At 68.6% G+C, this 17,200-nt stretch carries 11 protein-coding genes; 2 read left to right on the top strand and 9 right to left on the bottom strand.

What is annotated here, in order from left to right:
* Window positions 1-37: 37 nt before the first annotated feature.
* Together ACZ5M6_RS01685 and ACZ5M6_RS01690 are read left to right on the top strand one after the other, a co-directional pair.
* Entirely contained in the window at window positions 38-2,248 is a 2,211-nt protein-coding gene (locus tag ACZ5M6_RS01685; RefSeq protein ID WP_464159423.1) for a ParB/RepB/Spo0J family partition protein, read from the top strand.
* Window positions 2,245-6,525, top strand: a complete 4,281-nt coding sequence (locus tag ACZ5M6_RS01690) for a strawberry notch-like NTP hydrolase domain-containing protein (protein ID WP_035307822.1) — start codon at window positions 2,245-2,247, stop codon at window positions 6,523-6,525. The genes ACZ5M6_RS01685 and ACZ5M6_RS01690 overlap by 4 nt, the downstream gene beginning before the upstream one ends.
* A 170-nt stretch (window positions 6,526-6,695) precedes the next feature.
* On the opposite strand, the gene ACZ5M6_RS01695 is transcribed toward ACZ5M6_RS01690, so the two are convergent.
* The 9 genes from ACZ5M6_RS01695 to ACZ5M6_RS01735 form a co-directional block, all read right to left on the bottom strand.
* Window positions 6,696-7,001 (bottom strand): hypothetical protein, encoded by a 306-nt coding sequence (locus tag ACZ5M6_RS01695; RefSeq protein ID WP_035307824.1) that lies wholly within the window; start codon window positions 6,999-7,001, stop codon window positions 6,696-6,698.
* A 115-nt stretch (window positions 7,002-7,116) separates the two neighbouring features.
* On the bottom strand, window positions 7,117-7,554 hold the full coding sequence (gene copM, locus ACZ5M6_RS01700; RefSeq protein ID WP_035307825.1) for a CopM family metallochaperone: 438 nt from the start codon (window positions 7,552-7,554) through the stop codon (window positions 7,117-7,119).
* A gap of 30 nt (window positions 7,555-7,584) precedes the next feature.
* On the bottom strand, window positions 7,585-10,146 hold the full coding sequence (locus tag ACZ5M6_RS01705) for a heavy metal translocating P-type ATPase (RefSeq protein ID WP_035307827.1): 2,562 nt from the start codon (window positions 10,144-10,146) through the stop codon (window positions 7,585-7,587).
* 11 nt (window positions 10,147-10,157) lie between these two features.
* The gene (locus ACZ5M6_RS01710; protein WP_255347087.1) at window positions 10,158-10,289 is read right to left on the bottom strand and encodes a hypothetical protein; all 132 of its coding nucleotides are present in this window, start codon (window positions 10,287-10,289) and stop codon (window positions 10,158-10,160) included.
* 7 nt (window positions 10,290-10,296) lie between these two features.
* On the bottom strand, window positions 10,297-10,896 hold the full coding sequence (locus ACZ5M6_RS01715) for a methyltransferase family protein (protein WP_224764254.1): 600 nt from the start codon (window positions 10,894-10,896) through the stop codon (window positions 10,297-10,299).
* Window positions 10,897-10,904: 8 nt separating this feature from the next.
* The gene (locus tag ACZ5M6_RS01720) at window positions 10,905-11,510 is read right to left on the bottom strand and encodes a cation efflux transmembrane domain-containing protein (RefSeq protein ID WP_035307831.1); all 606 of its coding nucleotides are present in this window, start codon (window positions 11,508-11,510) and stop codon (window positions 10,905-10,907) included.
* Entirely contained in the window at window positions 11,507-14,731 is a 3,225-nt protein-coding gene (locus tag ACZ5M6_RS01725; protein WP_464159428.1) for an efflux RND transporter permease subunit, read from the bottom strand. Before ACZ5M6_RS01725 ends, ACZ5M6_RS01720 begins: the two co-directional genes overlap by 4 nt.
* Before the next feature lie 8 nt (window positions 14,732-14,739).
* Window positions 14,740-15,942 (bottom strand): efflux RND transporter periplasmic adaptor subunit, encoded by a 1,203-nt coding sequence (locus tag ACZ5M6_RS01730; RefSeq protein ID WP_035307835.1) that lies wholly within the window; start codon window positions 15,940-15,942, stop codon window positions 14,740-14,742.
* Complete coding sequence (locus ACZ5M6_RS01735; RefSeq protein WP_035307836.1) at window positions 15,942-17,195, bottom strand: TolC family protein; 1,254 nt, start codon at window positions 17,193-17,195, stop codon at window positions 15,942-15,944. The genes ACZ5M6_RS01730 and ACZ5M6_RS01735 overlap by 1 nt, the downstream gene beginning before the upstream one ends.
* Between the last annotated feature and the right edge of the window lie 5 nt (window positions 17,196-17,200).

Consider the following 17,200-nt stretch of genomic DNA (forward strand, 5'->3'; position numbering starts at 1 on the left):
GGCGGGGATGGACCTCGCCTACGGCAGGAGAGCCCTCATGTCCCGTTCCACCGCCGTCGCCGTCGTCGCCACCCCCTTCCAGGTCGCGTCGACCCGTAACCGCCCGCTGGTCCATCTCCGTGATCTCGACATCGCCCCGGAGAACCTTCGCTTCGGCGAGCCCTCCGACGATGACATTCCGCTGCTTGCCGAGACTCTGTTCGCCGCCGGTCAGCTGCAGCCCCTGACCGTCCGGCCCGGTCGAAAGAAGGAAGCCGCCAACATGGCGCTCGACGGCAGGCGGCGCTTGCTGGCGCTTCGTCTTCTGGTCGAACAGGGACGTATCGACGACAGCTTCCTCGTCGATGTCTTCGTCGAGACGGATCCCGCCCGCCAGGCCGCGGCCGTCCTGCTCACCAACACGGCCGTGCCGGTCCATGTCGCCGACATCATCGCGGCGATCGGCCGGATGCTGAAACGCAAGCTCGGCGTGCCCACGATCGCCAAGGCGCTGGGATACGCGGAAATCGACATCAAACGTCTCGCGGCCCTTGCCGCCCTGCCGGATGTCGCGCTGCAGGCGCTGCGGCTCGGCCGGCTGAACCTGCGCCAGGCGCGCCTGCTCGCCAGGCTCTCCGACCCCGACGAGCAGGCGGAGCTGGCCCGGATGACCCTCGACGGTCACGGTTTCCAGGATTGGCGCGTGACCGAAAAGCTCGACGAGGCTCGCGTCACCGCGCGCGACCCTCGCTGCGCCCTCATCGGCCCGGAGCGATACGCCGAGGCCGGCGGCCGCTCCGAGACCGATCTGTTCGGCGAGCTGCCGCCGGTGCTGCTGGACCCGGCCATTCTCACGGAGGCCTGGACCCGACGTGCACGGGAGATCGCCCTGATCTACGAGGCCGAGGGCCTGGCGGTCCACGTCACGGCGGGCCCCGAACCGGACCTGCCGGACGATCTGGAAGCCGCCGGTTACGTCTACGGCGGCATGCTTCCGGCCACGGAGATGGCGGCCTACCGCGACAAGCGAGACGCCTTCAACGCCGCCGTCGAAGGGGTCGAGGCGGTCCTGACGGAGACGACCGACGCCGAGGCGGTGGACGCCGCGCTCGACGTCATGATCCGCGACCGCCTGGCCATGGATCAGGCGGGATGGAGCGGCCGGGCAGCCACGACCCTGGTCCTGCGTCCTGCACTACGCACCGGGATCGAAGTCCGGTGCTTCACGCCCGTGGAACCGGAAGTCGAGGACGAGACCGACGATGAGGCGCCCGCCTCCGCGGGGGGCATCGCTGCCGCTCCCGTCTACCGGCCGCCCGAGGTCGATACGCCGGAACCCGAGACCGAGGGCGTCAACCACGCCCTTCACGCCGTGCGCACCGACGTGGCCACCCGCGGTCTGATCCGCGCCCTCGCCGACGATCCCGGCGTCGCCTTCACGGCGCTGATCGCCCGCCTGTTCAATCAGCTGGCCGTCAGGACCTCCGGCCAGAGGTCCGAGTCCGCCCTCGCCCTGACCGCGTCCGCCTTCAAGCCGACCGGCGGTCGCGTCATCGAGGCGTTGGACGGCGAGGTCCGCCAGAGGCTCGACGATCGACGCGCCGCGTGGGAGGCGTCGGGCCAGACGGTGATCGCCTGGGTGCATGGTCTCGCCCATGGCGACAAGATGGGTTTGCTGGCCGAGCTCACCGCCCTCTCCCTGGATGTTCGGGAGGAGCGGACCACACTGATCCGCAAGTCGGCCCGGGCCGAAGCCGCTGAACTCGCCGAGCTTTGCGGCGCGGACATCAGTCTGCACTGGACCCCGGACGCCGAGTTCCTGAAGCCGCATTCCAAAACCCTGCTGCTGAAGATGCTGGAAGAGATGGACCGGGCCGATGTGAGAGCGGCCCTGCTGAAGAAGGCCGATCTGATCCCCTGGGTCGAGGAGAATGCGGCCGAGAAGGGATGGGCGCCGGCCAGCCTGTCCTGGACCACACCGCCCGACGTCGACGAGGTCGCGGCGTCGGACGCTGACGGTCCGGAGAGCGATACGGCGGAAGAGAGCGAAGGCGAGCTGACGACGGCGTCGGCGCCTTCGAGGTCACCGCTGAAGGCGAGGCGGCGCTCGACGACGCCGCCTGATCCAGGCGTGAAGACGACGAGGCCCGTCGCGACATCGTCGCGGCGGGCCTTCGTCATGGAAGGCGGGAGGAAGGGCGGCTGGGCGCGAGCCTGGAGGACCGGAGGGATGAGCCCGCCGCTCCAGGCGACGGAGCCCTTCCCATGACCGCCGCGCAGACACCGCCTCAGACCGCCAGCCTCTCGCTCTTCAGCGCACCACGCCCGTGCGACCGCGCCGCCAACCTCATGGCCGCAGCCCGGGTGCTCGCCACCCACCTGGCCCGGTCCCGCCCGCTGCACCGCAAACTGGTCTCCAGCGTCATGACCACCGGCTTCGGCGGGTCGGACGCCGAGGGCTTGTGGAACTGGCGGGACGCCTATGAGGCCATCGAGGCGGCGACCGTTTTGCAGATCCGCCGGCTGGCGCCCCAGGTGTCGCGGCTCGAGGACGCGCCGGCCGCCATCGCCGTCCTTCTGGCGACGGTCGGCGCCCTGGGTCTGACCCACAGCCGACGCAGCGAAGATCAGATCGCGCTGGACCAGTTCTCCACGCCGCCGGAACTGGCGGCGCTCGTGGTGCTGGCCGGTCAGGTTCGCCCGGGTGACCAAGTGCTGGAGCCTTCGGCGGGCACCGGGCTGATCGCTATCGTGGCCGAGGCCTGCGGCGGAGTTCTGACGCTGAACGAACTGGCCGAGGGTCGCGCCGTCCTGCTCGACGGCCTCTTCGTTTCGGCGACGCGGTCACGTCTTGATGGACGACGCGTCCAGAACCTGTTGCCGGGCGCGGGCGGGTTCGACGTCGCGGTCTGCAATCCGCCCTTCACCGATCTGGAGGCGCATCTGACCGGGGCCTTCTCGGCCCTGGCCGATGGCGGGCGCCTGGCCGCCGTCGTGCCGATCACCGCCCTCATCGACGAGGGTCTGATGCGTCGGTTGAGCGCCAGGGGGCGTGTCGTCGCCCGGATCGGCTTTCCGCCACGCGCCTTCTCCAGGCACGGCACCAGCGTGGAGACCGGGTTGCTGGTTCTGGACCGGCTCGAGGGCGGCGCCGCGGTCGCTGCGCTCGCGAACGGTGAAGATCTCGCCGCCTGTGCCGCCCTGGCCTCGGCTGTGCCCGAGCGCGTCAAGGCGAGGCCGAGGGTTCGCCTCGAACTCGGGGCGCAGACCTTGCTGGCGCCCCGGGACCGGTCACTCGCCCTGCCGTCCGGGCGTCTCGGCTTCCTCGCGGGAGCGTCCCCCATCACCTATCAGACCCTCGCCTGGACGGGCGAGGGCCGCGATGTCGGCCTCTACCAGGCGCACCGGCTGGCGCGGATCGCCCTGACGGCGCAGACGCCCCACCCGTCAGCCCTGGTCGAGTCCGGTCCGATGGCCTCGGTCGCCCCGCCCGCCCCGTCATACCGGCCGGTCCTTCCGGCGGCGGTGCGTCTCGACGGCCGGATCTCCGACGCCCAGCTGGAGACGGTCATCTACGCCGGCGAGGCTCACGCCGGCATGCTGCCCGCCTGGTGGACGCCGGGAGAGTCGGCTCGTCAGCTCAGGTTGTCGCGGGAGGAGGATGAGGGTTCCGTCCAGCTCCGGCGCGGCTTCTTCCTTGGCGACGGCACCGGCTGCGGCAAGGGCCGGGAGATCGCCGCCGTCATCGCCGACAACATGGCCCAGGGGCGGACCAAGGCCCTGTGGTTGTCGAAGAACGACTCCCTGCTGGACGACGCCCGGCGCGATTGGGCCGCCATCGGCGGCGGGGCCCACGACATCGTGCCGCTCAACAGCTGGAAGTTGGGAGATGGCGTGCGGCTGGATCGCGGGATTGTCTTCACCACCTACGCCACCCTGCGTCAGCCTGCGCGCGGCCAGAAGATGTCGCGGCTCGACCAGATCGTCGCCTGGCTGGGCGAGGATTTCGACGGGGTCATCGCCTTCGACGAGGCCCACGCCATGGCCAACGCCGCGGGGGGCGGCAAGGGGGCGCGGGGAACGAAGAAGGCCTCCCTGCAGGGGATGGCCGGCCTGGCGCTTCAGAACCGGCTGCCGAACGCCCGGGTGCTCTATGTCTCGGCGACCGGCGCCACCACCGCGGAGAATCTGGCTTACGCGGCCCGTCTGGGTCTTTGGGGCGGGCCGGAGGCGCCCTTCGTCACCCGCGACGACTTCCTCGACGCCATGGACAAGGGCGGGGTCGCCGCCATGGAGCTCGTCGCGCGCGAGCTCAAGGCGCTCGGCCTCTATGTGGCGCGGTCGTTGTCGTTCGAGGGCGTCGAGTACGAGCCGCTCTTCCACGCCCTGACCGAGGACGACATCAGCATCTGGGACGCCTGGGCCGACGCCTTCCAGCTGATCCACGCCAATCTGGGCGAGGCGCTGAAAGCGACCGGCTTCAATGATGAGGAAGGCAAGGCCAAGAGCGGCCTGGCCGCCTCAGCCGTCCATTCCGCGTTTGAAGGCGCCAAGCTGCGCTTCTTCGGCCACCTCCTCGCGGGATTGAAGGCGCCGACGCTTGCGGCGTCGATCCGGGCGGACCTGACCGAAGGGCGTTCCGCCGTGATCCAGATCGTTTCGACGAACGAGGCGGTGATGGAGCGAAGACTGGCGTCCATCCCGCCGGAGGAATGGAACAACCTCTCCATTGACCTGACGCCGCGCGAATATGTCCTCGACTATCTGCGCGAGGCTTTCCCGGTGAATCTCATGGAGGCGATCGAGGGTGACGACGGCTCGGTGACGCTGGTCCCGGTCATGGTCGACGGCCGGCCCGCCGTGAGCCAGGAGGCGTTGCGCCGGCGCGAAGACCTGATCGAGAAGATGGCGCTCCTGCCCGCCGTGCCCGGCGTTCTGGACGCCCTTCTGGACACCTTCGGAACAGAGGCGGTCGCAGAGATCACGGGACGGTCGCGTCGCGTCGTCGCGCGCGACGGACGCCGGCTCGTCGAGCGCCGCGGCGCCTCGGCCGCGCGGTCGGAGACCGACGCCTTCATGTCCGGCCGCAAGCGTATCCTGGTCTTCTCGGACGCAGGCGGCACAGGACGCAGCTACCACTCCGACCTCTCGGCGCCGAACCAGCAGCGCCGCTCGCACTACCTGGTCGAACCGGGCTGGCGGGCGGATGCCGCCATCCAGGGTCTGGGGCGCAGTCATCGCACCCATCAGGCCTGTCCGCCGCTGTTCCGCCCGGTCACCACCGACATCCACGGCGAGAAGCGGTTCACCTCGACCATCGCTCGACGGCTGGATTCGCTGGGAGCCCTGACGCGCGGCGAACGCCGAACGGCCGGGGCCGGTCTGTTCCGGGCCGAGGACAATCTGGAAAGCCCGTGGGCGCGACGCGCCTTGCTCGTCTTCTATGGCGCGCTCGGCTTTGGCGAGCTGTCGTCCATGACGCTGGAGGACTTCGAGACCAGGACCGGCCTGAAGCTGCGCGACGCCGACGGGGGGCTCAAGCTCTCCGACGACCTGCCGCCGATCCACACCTTCCTGAACCGGCTGCTGGCGTTGCGCATCGCCGACCAGAACGCCCTGTTCGCCGACTTCGACGGCATCCTTTCAGGCATTCTCGAAAGGGCCGCCGCCTCGGCCGACCTGGACCGCGGGCTGGAGGACATCGAGGCTGAGGAGTTGGCCGTGGTGGAGGAGGAGACCATCCGGACCGACGTCTCGACCGGGGCGGAAACCGCACTCGTCACCTTCGAACTCAAGGTGCGGCGTGAACTCGTCAGCTCGGACGCGGCGTTGGCAGGCGCTGAAGGCTCGGCCTTCCGCCTGGTCGTCAACGACCGTTCCGGCCGCGCCGCCCTGGCCGAGTTCGGGTTGACCACCACGACCGATGACGACCGGCTTGTTCCGGCGGTGCGCCTCTTGCGGCCTGACCAGCATCAGGTCACGCCGGAGAAGACGTTCGAGGAGTCGGCCTGGGCCCAGACCGATGAGGCGGCGTGGCGGGCGGTCTGGGACGCCGAAGTCGCCGCGACCGATCCGTGGCGGACGCGCCGCCTGACCCTGGCGACCGGCCTTCTGTTGCCAATCTGGGGAAGGCTGCCGTCCAAGGGCTGTTCGGTTCGCCGCGTACGCGCGCCGGACGGTCGGCGTTGGCTGGGCCGCGTGCTGGACGAGGTTCAGGCCGCCAGCCTGAAGACGGCGCTGGGCCTGACCGAGGTCGGCGACGCCTGGGCCGATGGCGGGCGCACCGCTGCGGCCGTACTCGACCGCAATGTCCAGCTCGCCCTTTCGGGCGGCCTGTGGCTCAAGCGATCGCGGGTCATGGACCGCTGGCGGCTGGAAGTGGTCGGGGGCCGCACCGACCGTGACGCCCTGGTCTCGCTCGGCTGCTTCGTCGAGATCATCGCCTATGCCCCACGGGTCTTCGTTCCGGTGGACCGGCCCGATGTCGTGGAGGGGGTGCTGCGCCGCCATCCGGTCCAGTCGATCCTGGAGGGTGCCGCAGCCTAGCGAAACAGCGACTTACGCTTGCCGGCTCACTGCGGGTCGCCGGGCGCGATACCGACAAGTCCGGCGACTGGAATCAACAGCGGCAGCGCGCCGACGATTACCAAATGGGAAGAGCGACACCGTCCCGCGAAACCCAGACCGGCTGCGGCCTGGCGGTCTGCGCTGCAGTCTCAAGGCCGTGCCGCTTCGGCCACTCCGGGGTGATCGTGATGACGCGGACCGAACTGCAACTGATCTCGCGTCAGAACAAGAAGGCCGAACCCCAAGAGACATACAGTCGCCATGGCGGCGGTCATGACCCGTCCAGCCTGCCCCTTCCGCCCGAGACGATAGGTCATGATCGCCAGGAGCGACATGAGAACGCCGAAGGACACGAACACCGGGATGCGGTAGGTCGCCGCCAGCGGTACGGCGAGACAGACGACGATCGCGCCGGCGACGAGGCTCGCGCCAATCGCGATCAGTGTGTCCTGCACCGGCCGGAACGGCTCTGGCCTCCCGTATAGCTTGGACCGGCCGCGCCCCTTGTAGCGCCCTGGACGCCATCGAGGAGCCTTGCTCCGGATCGGGGATCGCTTGCCCCCCATGGCTTCAGCCCTGCGCGTCCGCCGGGCGAGCCGCGCGGTTGGCCAGCCACACCCGCATACGGACAATTTCAGCTTCCTGAGTCCGAATGATCTCCTCCGCGAGGCCCTTGACCTCGGGATCCGAACCTTGGTCGAGCGCAATCCTTGCCATGGCGACCGCCCCCTCGTGGTGGGCGATCATCCCGCGCATGAAGTCGACATCGGCGTCGCCGCTGTAGTCGATGTTCATAGCGGCGTGCATCCGCTCGTTCGCCTCCTTGTAGGAACGGGTGGCGGGATTATCCGAGGCGGCATCGCCGTGCCCGGCATGCTGGTCGATCGGGCGTGCATCGACTGCCGTCGGCTCCGGCGCCGGGCGACCCTGCCGCGAGAGCATCCCGAAGCCGAAGACCGAGATCAGGAGAAAGGCGGCGATGACGCCAACCCAGCCGAGACGTTTCATTGGACTATCCTTTGCTTTCCTGAAGGCGGGTCATTCGACGCCGCGCGGACCGCGCCACGCCAGAAGGCGAAGCGCGTTGAAGACGACCAGCAGGGTGGAACCCTCGTGGAGGGCGACGGCAGGGCCGATGCCGAGACCGAGGATCGTCGCCGGGACGAGGAACGCCACGACCCCGAGGCTGACGAACAGGTTCTGGCGGATGATGCGGCGGGTTTGACGGCTGAGACCCACGGTGAAGGGCAACTTCGACAAATCATCCGCCATCAAGGCTACGTCGGCGGTCTCCAGGGCGACGTCCGATCCCGCCGCACCCATGGCGACGCCGACCGTCGCGGTGGCCATCGCCGGAGCATCGTTGACGCCATCGCCGACCATGGCGACCTTGGTCTCCGCCCGGAGTTTCTTGATGGCGTCGACCTTGTCCTCCGGCATCAGGTCGCCCCACGCCTCGGTCAGCCCGACCTGACCGGCCACCGCCTGGGCCGCCTTCTGGTGGTCGCCCGAGATCATGATCATGCGGCGAATGCCGAGCGCGCGGAGCGCGGTAAGGGTCTCGCGCGCCTTGGCCCGAGGCGTGTCGAGAAGGCCGATGACCCCGAGATCCTTTGTCCCGCGGCGAACCACCATGAGCGTCCGTCCCTGGTTTCGAAGGCCCGCGACGGCGATCTCGGTGTCCGGTGCGAGCGGAGCGATGGCGTCCGAACCGAACATCTCCGGTTTGCCGATCCAAACATCCTGGTCGTCCAGGCGTGCCGTGACGCCCTTGCCAGTCAGGCTACGCAAATCCGTTGCGGTTCGAACGGGGGCGGCGACCAACCGCTGGCTTCCGTCGCGGACGATCGCTTCCGCCAAGGGGTGATCGCTGAGCCGTTCGACCGCGACAGCAATCTCCAGGAGCTCGCTCTCTGTCGTCTGGCCGAACGGAACGACATCGGTGATCCGCGGCCGCCCCTCGGTCAGCGTCCCGGTCTTGTCAAACGCGATGGCGTCGAGCGCTCCCAGGTTTTCGAGCGGCGCGCCACCCTTGACGAGAACCCCGGCGCGGGCCGCCCGGGCGACCCCGGACAACACCGCGCTCGGCGTGGCGATCGCGAGAGCGCACGGACTGGCGGCCACCAGCACGGCCATCGCCCGATAGAAGCTGTCGCGGAACGGCTCGTCGACGACAACCCATGCAAACAGGAGGACGAAGGCCAGACCGAGCACGAGGGGCACGAAGACGCGCTCGAAGCGATCGGTGAAGCGCTGGGTCGGCGACTTTTGGGTCTCGGCCTCACTCACCATCCGGACGACCTTGGCCAAGGTGGTGTCGTTGGATCGACGCGTCGTTTCGATCTCGATGGCGCCGCCGCCGTTAATGGTGCCGGCGAAGACCACCGACGCCGCCGAGACATTCGCCGGCTTGGCGCGGGCCTCCTCGGGGTTCAGGACAGGCTGCTTGTCCACCGGAATGCTCTCCCCTGTCACGGGAGCCTGGTTCACGCTGGATGTTCCCTTCACGACGAAGCCGTCGGCCGGGAGACGCTCGTTCGGCCGGACGACGACGAGGTCGCCGACTTCCAGCTCTTCGACCGGAAGTTCGACGACGGCCTCTCCTCGCCGCACATGAGCGGTGCGCGGGGCCAAGGCGGCCAGAGCCTCGATCGCCTTCTTGGCGCGACCCATCGCGAAGTGTTCGAGGGCGTGCCCGAGGCTGAACAGGAACAGTAGCAGCGCCCCTTCCGCCCAGGCTCCGAGCGCCGCGGCGCCGGCTGCGGCCACCAGCATCAGGGTGTCGATCTCGAAACGCTTGCGCCGCAGATTCCCGACAGCCTCGCCGACCGTGAACCAGCCGCCCAAGGCATAGGCGATCAGGAAAAGGCCGAAGGGCAGCCATCCCGGCACGCCCGGAATGAATTTCTCGATCAGCCAACCAATCGTGAGCGCGACACCGCTGCCGACCGCGAAAATGAGCTCCGTGTTGGGTCCGAGGAAGCCGCCATGACCATGGTCGTGCCCGTCGCCTTCGGAATGTCCGTGGTCATGGCCATCGCCATCGAAGTGGCCATGGCCGTGACCGTCATCGGGCGTATGACTGGCCTCGTCATCGGATGGCGCAGTCGGCTGCGCATCAGGGCGCTTTGCAGTGGCTGAAGCAGCGTCCTCCGTCGCTCCGACCAGTGCGAGGCCGTGGCTCGCAAGGCGATCGACAAGCGTCTCACGGTTCGTGATCTGCCGGTCGAACTCCAGGCGCAGAGCGCCAGCCGGATCCAGCACCGCCTCGATCACGCCGGCTTCTTCGCCGAGCGCGGCCGCGAGCGTGCGGGCGTGCCGGGCGTGGCGGACACCCTCCACTCGCCCGACGAGATGCCCGAAACGCTCACTGACCTCGGCTCCGGCCTGACGCGCACGGCGACGGACCTGAGCCAGCGACAGCTGGTCGGGGTCGTAATGGATGCAAAGCTCTGGGCCTCCCTCGCCTTCGGCGACATGCGCCTCAGAGACGCCGGGTTCGGCCCGCAACAGCGCGATCAGCCGTCCAACGCAGCCGTCCTGCACATCGGGCGCATGAGGCAGGAGGACGGGAATGTTGAGGCGGAGGGTCTTGGGCATGATCGGGCTCCTCAGGAGACATCACGGGTAGGGATCGAGCGGTCAGGCACGAACATCCCGGCGCGCTGGGCGACGGCTCCAGCGACGAAGGCGGCGATCGCCAAAGCCGCACTCAGGAGGATGACCAGTCGCTTGCGGTTCATCTCGACCTCACGGTAGGGCGATGAGAGCGTCGAGCCAGCCGAGGTTCTGGAGGTGCTCCAGTCCCTCGAACACGGGCAACGCCAGAAGGAAGACAAGGCCGTCGCGGACAGTCCGGAGGAAGAAGGCCGGCCGGACGGACAGTTCCGCCTCATCACGCCAGAGGCGCAGGTTCGGAACGAAGCGGGGGGTGCGCACGACGTAGCTGCGGTAGGTGTCGCCGAAGGCCGACGTCAGGAAGCTTTCCTCTCGGCTCGCGACGATGCGGAACACGATCCAGCAGGCGACGGCGAAGGTGGCGCCGACGGTCAGGCTGCCCGTCTGTGCGCCGATCCCGAATGCGCCGATGAAGCTGAAAACATAAAGCGGGTTTCGACACAGCGAATAAGGCCCGCTGGTGACGATCTCCTGCTTCTTTCGGCCGCCGATGTAGAGCGAGCACCAGGCGCGCCCCAAGACGCAAACCATGATGGCGATCAGCCCGAGATGTTCGACGGGATGCTCGAGCTGTGGCTGGGCCTTCACGAGAGCGGTCCAGGCCAGCAGGGCGAACAACCCGGCGGCGATGAAGAGTTTGCGCCAGCGCTGGACGGAGGCGATGTCGATCAACGGCGGGCTCATGTCACCGAGCTCTCCGCGTCGCGTCGCGCAAGGCGCGCATCGCGTAGAATGTCGAAGCCGCCCTTGGCGGCTATGGCGGCGACCAGCACCCCCACCAGCAGGTCGGGCCACGACTGGTCCAACCACATCACCAGGCCGCCTGCGACGAGGATGCCGCCGTTCGAGGCGAAATCGTTCAGGCTGAATGTCTCGGCCGCCTTCATGTTGACGTCGCTGCTCTGCTGACGACGGATCAACAGCAGGCAGATCAGATTGATAACCGCCGCTACGACAGCGAGCACCATCATGGTCGGTCCGACCGGCTCGGTTCCCGTCAGCGTCCGGCGCAGGGCGTCGAGCAGGACGAGGACCGAGAAGATCAGCAGCATCACGCCGGAGACCTGAGCCGCCCGCGTCTTCCAGATCAGCGCGCGCCCGACGGCGAGGAAGCTGATCAGATAGACGGCCGCGTCGGAGCCGTTGTCGACGGCGTTCGCGAGCAGAGCGCTGGAGTCGGCGGCGAGGCCGCCGACTCCCAGGCCCACGAACAGCAGAGCGTTCAGGAACAGCACCACCAGGAGGGTGCGGCGCTGGACCTGCTCTGTTTCGTGGGCCCCGCTCATTCCTCGATCCCTTCCGCCTTCCGGTGTTTCACGGCCTTGGCCGCGAAGGTCGGAAGGACAAGGAGCGTCAGCGCGGTGGCCGTGAGCAGGCCTCCGATGACCACGGTGGCCAGCGGCTTCTGCACTTCGGCGCCGGCGCCGTGAGCGAATGCCATCGGGATAAACCCGAGGATGGCGACGAGAGCCGTCGTCAGGACGGCGCGAAGCCGGCTTGTCGCGCCTTCGATGGCGGCAAGACGCGGCGCCGCTCCGCCCGTGAGACGCTCCCGAATGGCCTGCATCAGCACGAGACCGTTCAAGGTCGCGACGCCGGACACGGCGATGAAGCCGACCGCTGCGGAAACCGAGAACGGCATCCCCCTGAGGACAAGCGCCAGGGCGCCGCCGACCAGAGCCAACGGAACGCACGCGAACACCAGGCCCGCCTCGGCGAAGGATCCCAGAGCCATGAAAAGCAAGACCCCGATCAGGATGAAGACGATCGGAATGACCAGCCCCAGACGCTGTTCGGCCCGCTTCAGGTTCTCGAACTGGCCACCCCAGGTCAGGGAGTAGCCGGTCGGAAGATCGACGTCGGCCTCCACCTTGGCCTGGGCCTCGGTGACGAAGCCGCCCAGGTCGCGCCCGCGAACGTTGGCCTGCACCACCATCCGCCGGCTGCCGTCATTGCGGCTGATCTGGTTCTGTCCTTCCGCGACCTGAATCCGGGCGACGGAGGAGAGCGGCACGGTCACGCCTGTGGCGGTCGTTACCGGCAGAGCCGCAAGGGCCGCCGGATCATTCCGTGCATCATCCGCGAGACGGACGACGACGCTGAAGCGACGATCGCCTTCGAAGATTTGCCCGGCCTCGGCGCCGCCGACCGCGGCCGAAACCGCCTCGGAGACATCGGCGGCCGACAAGCCGTAGTTGGCGGCCGCGAAACGATCCACGCTGACGGTCAGGGTGGGCAGCCCGGACGCCTGTTCGACGCGAACGTCGGCAGATCCGGGCGTTGCGCGCAGGGCGGCGGCGACCCGGTCCGCAGTGGCCTGCAGCTGGGTGAAGTCGTCGCCATAGACCATCACGGCGAGGTCGGTCCGAACCCCCGAGATCAGCTCGTTGAAGCGCAGCTCGATGGGCTGGCTGAACTCGAAGCTGTTGCCGAGTTGTCCGGCGGCGAGCTCTTCGAACCGTTCGATCAGCTCCTCTTTCGGAAGGTTCGGATCGGGCCACTCCTTGCGGTCTTTCAGGACGATGACCGCGTCCGAAATGTTCGGCGGCATCGGGTCCACCGCCGCCTCCGCCGTCCCGGTCCGGGCGAAGACAGTCTTCACCTCGGGCTGGGCCTTGATGACGCGTTCGAGGGCCATCTGCATCGCCAGCGATTGTTCCAGCGAGGCGGACGGCACGCGCAACGCCTGCATGGCGATATCGCCTTCATCCAGGGTCGGAATGAACTCCCGCCCCAAAGAACTGAAGGCGATGCCGCCAATGACGAGGGCGCCGAGCGCGGACGCCAGGACGACTTTGGGCCGGTCGACGGCGGCGCGGATCGCCGGTTCGATCCAGCGCCGCGCGTATCGGAGGATGAAGGTCTCGTGCTCGTGGGCGTGGCCGTGCTCATCGACCTCGACCTTCTTCGGATCCCGGACCAGCAGGGCCGTCATCGCCGGCACGAAGGTGAAGGAGAAGATGAAGGCGCCGACGAGGGCCAGCATCACCGTTGCGCCCATGGGGATGAAGGTCTTGCCCTCCACGCCCTCAAGCATCAGCAGCGGCGTGAAGACCAGGAGGATGATCAGCTGGCCAAAAGCAGCCGGTTTGACCATCTGACGCGCCGCGGCTCCAGCAACCTCGAGCCGCTCCCGGCGTGTCAGCATTCGACCGGCTTCGGCCCGCCGCTGGCTGAGCATCAGCAGGGTATTCTCGACCACCACGACCGCGCCGTCGACCAGAAGGCCGAAGTCCAGCGCGCCGAGGCTCATCAGGTTTCCGCTGATGCCAAAGCGGTTCATGCCGATGACCGCGAACAGGAAGCTGATCGGGATCATCAGGGCGGTGATCGAGGCCGCACGGATGTTGCCGAGCAGCAGGAACAGCACCACGATCACCAGCAGAGCGCCTTCGATCAGGTTCTTGGCGACGGTTGAGATGGTCTTGTTGACCAGCGAGCTGCGGTTCAGGACCGGTTCGGCGACAACGCTCGGCGGCAGGCTCGCGGAAACCTCCTCGAGACGTTCGGCTGCGGCTTGGGCCACCGTCCGGCTGTTGCCGCCGGCCAGCATCAGCGCCGTACCAACCACGGCCTCGTGGCCGTCGCGGCTGGCGCCGCCGAGACGCGGCGCCTGGCCAATCTCGACGGTGGCGACGTCGGCGACCCGGACGACCAGTCCGTTGCGGTTGACGACGGGGGCCTGGGCGAGATCCGGGATGGTCTGCGCCAAGGCGTCGGTCCGCACGGTCAAGGCTTCGCCGGACCGCTGGACATAGCCAGCGCCAGCCTGGGTGTTAGCCCGTTCCAGCGCGACGACGAGATCGTTCAGGCTCAGACCGTAACCCGCCAGACGCGCGGCGTCGGGTCGGACCGCATACTCCTTCACATAGCCGCCGTTCACATCAACGCCGGCCAGTCCCTTCGCGGTCCGCATGCGCGGGGCGATGATCCAGTCCTGAACCGTGCGGAGATAGGTTGCGCGGGCCTGGGGCGTGGTCAGGAGTTCGCCTTCGGGCGTCAGATAGGCGCCGCCCGCCTGCCAGCCGGGCTCACCCGGTTTGGCGAGGTTGGCGCTGTTGAACGGCTTGAAGTCGACCGTCCACATCAGCACCTCGCCCAGTCCCGTGGTGATGGGCGCAAGCGCCGGCTCCACGCCTTCGGGCAACCGTTCGCGCGCCTGGGCCATCCGTTCGGCCACCTGCTGGCGGGCGAAGTAGATGTCCGTGTTGTCGGAGAAGATGACCGTGACCTGGCTGAAGCCGTTTCGGCTCAGCGACCGCGTGGTCTGGATGCCAGGAATACCCGCCATCGCGGTTTCGAGCGGATAGGTGACCTGACGTTCCATCTGCTCGGGCGCGAGCGCTGGCGCGATGGTGTTGATCTGAACCTGCCGGTTGGTGATGTCCGGCACGGCGTCGATGGGTAGCTGCGTCAGGTTGTAGAGGCCGAAGGCGGCGACGATCGCCGTCGCCAGGACCACGAACCATCGGAAGCGGACCGAGGCTTCGATAAGTGCTTTGAACATGACGCCCCCTAGTGCCCGTGCTCGGCTTCGCCCTTGGCCATTTCGGCCTTGAGCAGGAAGGCGTTGGCGGACGCCACGCGTTCAGATCCGGTGAGCCCGCGCAGGATCTCGGTGCGGCCCGCGGCCTGGCGGCCTGCGAGCACTTGCACGGCTTGGAAGCCGCCCTCGACCTGCACGAAGACCACGGTGTTTCCATCGACGGTCTGGACCGCCTCGGTGGGCACGGTCATCCCGCCAGTCGCCTCGCCGGTCACGATGGCGCCAGTGACGGCCGAACCGGCTGGCGGCAGAGACGCGCCAGAGGGTCGGGCCCGGATCACGGTCGCGCCGCTTTCGCTGAGACCGGCGTCGGCGGCGACGCCGGTGACGACGGCGTCGAACTCGCCGTTCGGCCCGGTCACGCGCATTGGCGCACCGGCACGCACATTGGCCGCAAGGGCAGGCGGTGCGTTGAAGACCATCTCGACACGAGCAGGATTGCTGACTTCCGCCACCACGCCGCCCTGGGCGACGAACCCGCCCGGACCGACCTGGACGCTGCTGACCACGCCCGAGATCGGACTGGTCACGCTGAGCCTGCCCGAAGCGTTCGGAGAGCCAGCGGCCGCCGAGCGGGCGCGAGCGGCGCGGGTCGCCGCCTCGGCGCTCAGGAACTGGGCGCGTGACGCTTCGACCTCCTGCCGCGCGACGATGCCCTGATCCGCCAGACTGCGATTTCGCTCATAGGCCTGGCGCGCCGCTTCAGCGGATGCCCCGGCCGCGTCGGCGTCCGCGCGGAAGGTCGCCGCCTCGCCGCTGACAAGGCTCACAAGCGGCTGACCGGCGCGGACCGACTGACCCGGCGCGACGAGAACGCGCTCGACGCGACCTCCGACGGCAGCGCCCACGGCAGCGCGAGAATCGACCATCGGCTCTACGCGGCCGGCGAGCCGGGTCTCCCCTCCTCCTCCGCCGCCGACGCCGACGACCGTGATGCCCGCTGCCTGGATCTCTGCTGTGGTGAGTTCAATCCGACCTTCGGTCTCTGCCCCGGCGGCCTCCCCCTCGGCGTGTCCCCCCTCTTCCTCGGCATGGCCGGCTTCGCCTTCGGCGGCAGCCGGCGCGGCGGGTTCGGAGGACCGGGTGGCCAACCAGAGGCCGCCGCCTCCGAGAATGACCAGGGCGGCGACGCCGCCGATCAGCAGGGTCTTGTTCGATGTGCGCTTGCGCATCACTGGGCTCCTTCGAAGGGGGCGCGGCCATCAAGGCGCGCGAGATCGATCTCGGCTCGGACGCGCGCGAGACGCGCGTCGACCGCTGCAGACCGGGCGTTGACGAGGGCGGTGCGGGTCACCCGCAGTTCGACCTGGGAAATGCGGCCGGACTCAAAGCCGATGCGGGACAGGCGATAGGCTTCCTCTGCGGCGGTGACGCCGCCGTCAGCAGCGTTGACGCGACTGACCGAGGCCGAAAGGCGAGCGACCGCGGCAGCGCGGTCCGCCTGGGCTTCCTGCCGCGCACTCATCAGCCGGGCGTCGGCAGCGCGAAACTCGGCTTGCGCCGCTTCGATGTTTCCCCGGTTCCGGTCGAACAACGGCAGCGGCATGCTGACGCCGAAAGTCAGCGCCGTCGCATCTTCCGCCTCGAAGCGGCGGATGCCGATACTGGCGTTGATGTCGGGGCGGGCCTGAACCCGTTGAACATCGATGCGTCGTTCGGCGGCGGACCGTTGGGCTTCGGCGACGCGGACCGTCGGCGCATCCTCGATCACGGATCCGATCGTCGTCGGCGCCTCGTCGAGAAGGCTGTCTTCGATCTGCGTGACCGGAACCGGGATCATGGCGACAGCCGTGAGACGGGCATAGGCCGCGTCGCGTTCCGCGACAGCTTCATCCCGCGTCGCGCGCGCCGAGGCAGCCTCGGCCTCCCCCTGAATGCCGCGGAGGAGAGGTTCGCGACCTTCCTCCACGAGGGTCAGGGCCGCGCGGGCATCCGCGACGGTCAGCGTGAGGGTTTCTTCCGCGAGCGTGGCTCGCCTCTGCGCGGCCTCCGCTTCGGCATAGATCAGGGCCAGGCGGCCTGCGGCGTCGATGACCGCAAGGTCTCGTTGAAGGCCCACTGCGCCGGCCTCGGCGCGAGCGGCGGCGATGCGCGTCGAACGACGTCCCCACAGCTCGAGATCCTGACTGATCGCCAGGGTCATGTCCGCGTTGTTCAGACCCGAATAGGGGCCTGAGCCATAGGCGTTCTCGACATCGAAGCCGAGGACAGGGTTGGGACGCACCCGTGCCTGACGGACACGGGCTTCCGCTGCGTCGTAGTTGGCGCCCGCCTCAAGGGTCGCAGGCGCATTCCCGAGTTGAGCGAGGAGTTGGGCATAGGTCGGAGCTGGGTCAGCCCATACGGGACTGGCCAGGGTCGCCGCGATCGCAGCGAGGGCGCAGCCGACCGCGTAACGCGGCCGCCTGCGAGATGTGGGAGACATGATTC

The sequence above is a fragment of the Brevundimonas sp. Br13 genome (assembly GCF_055391505.1).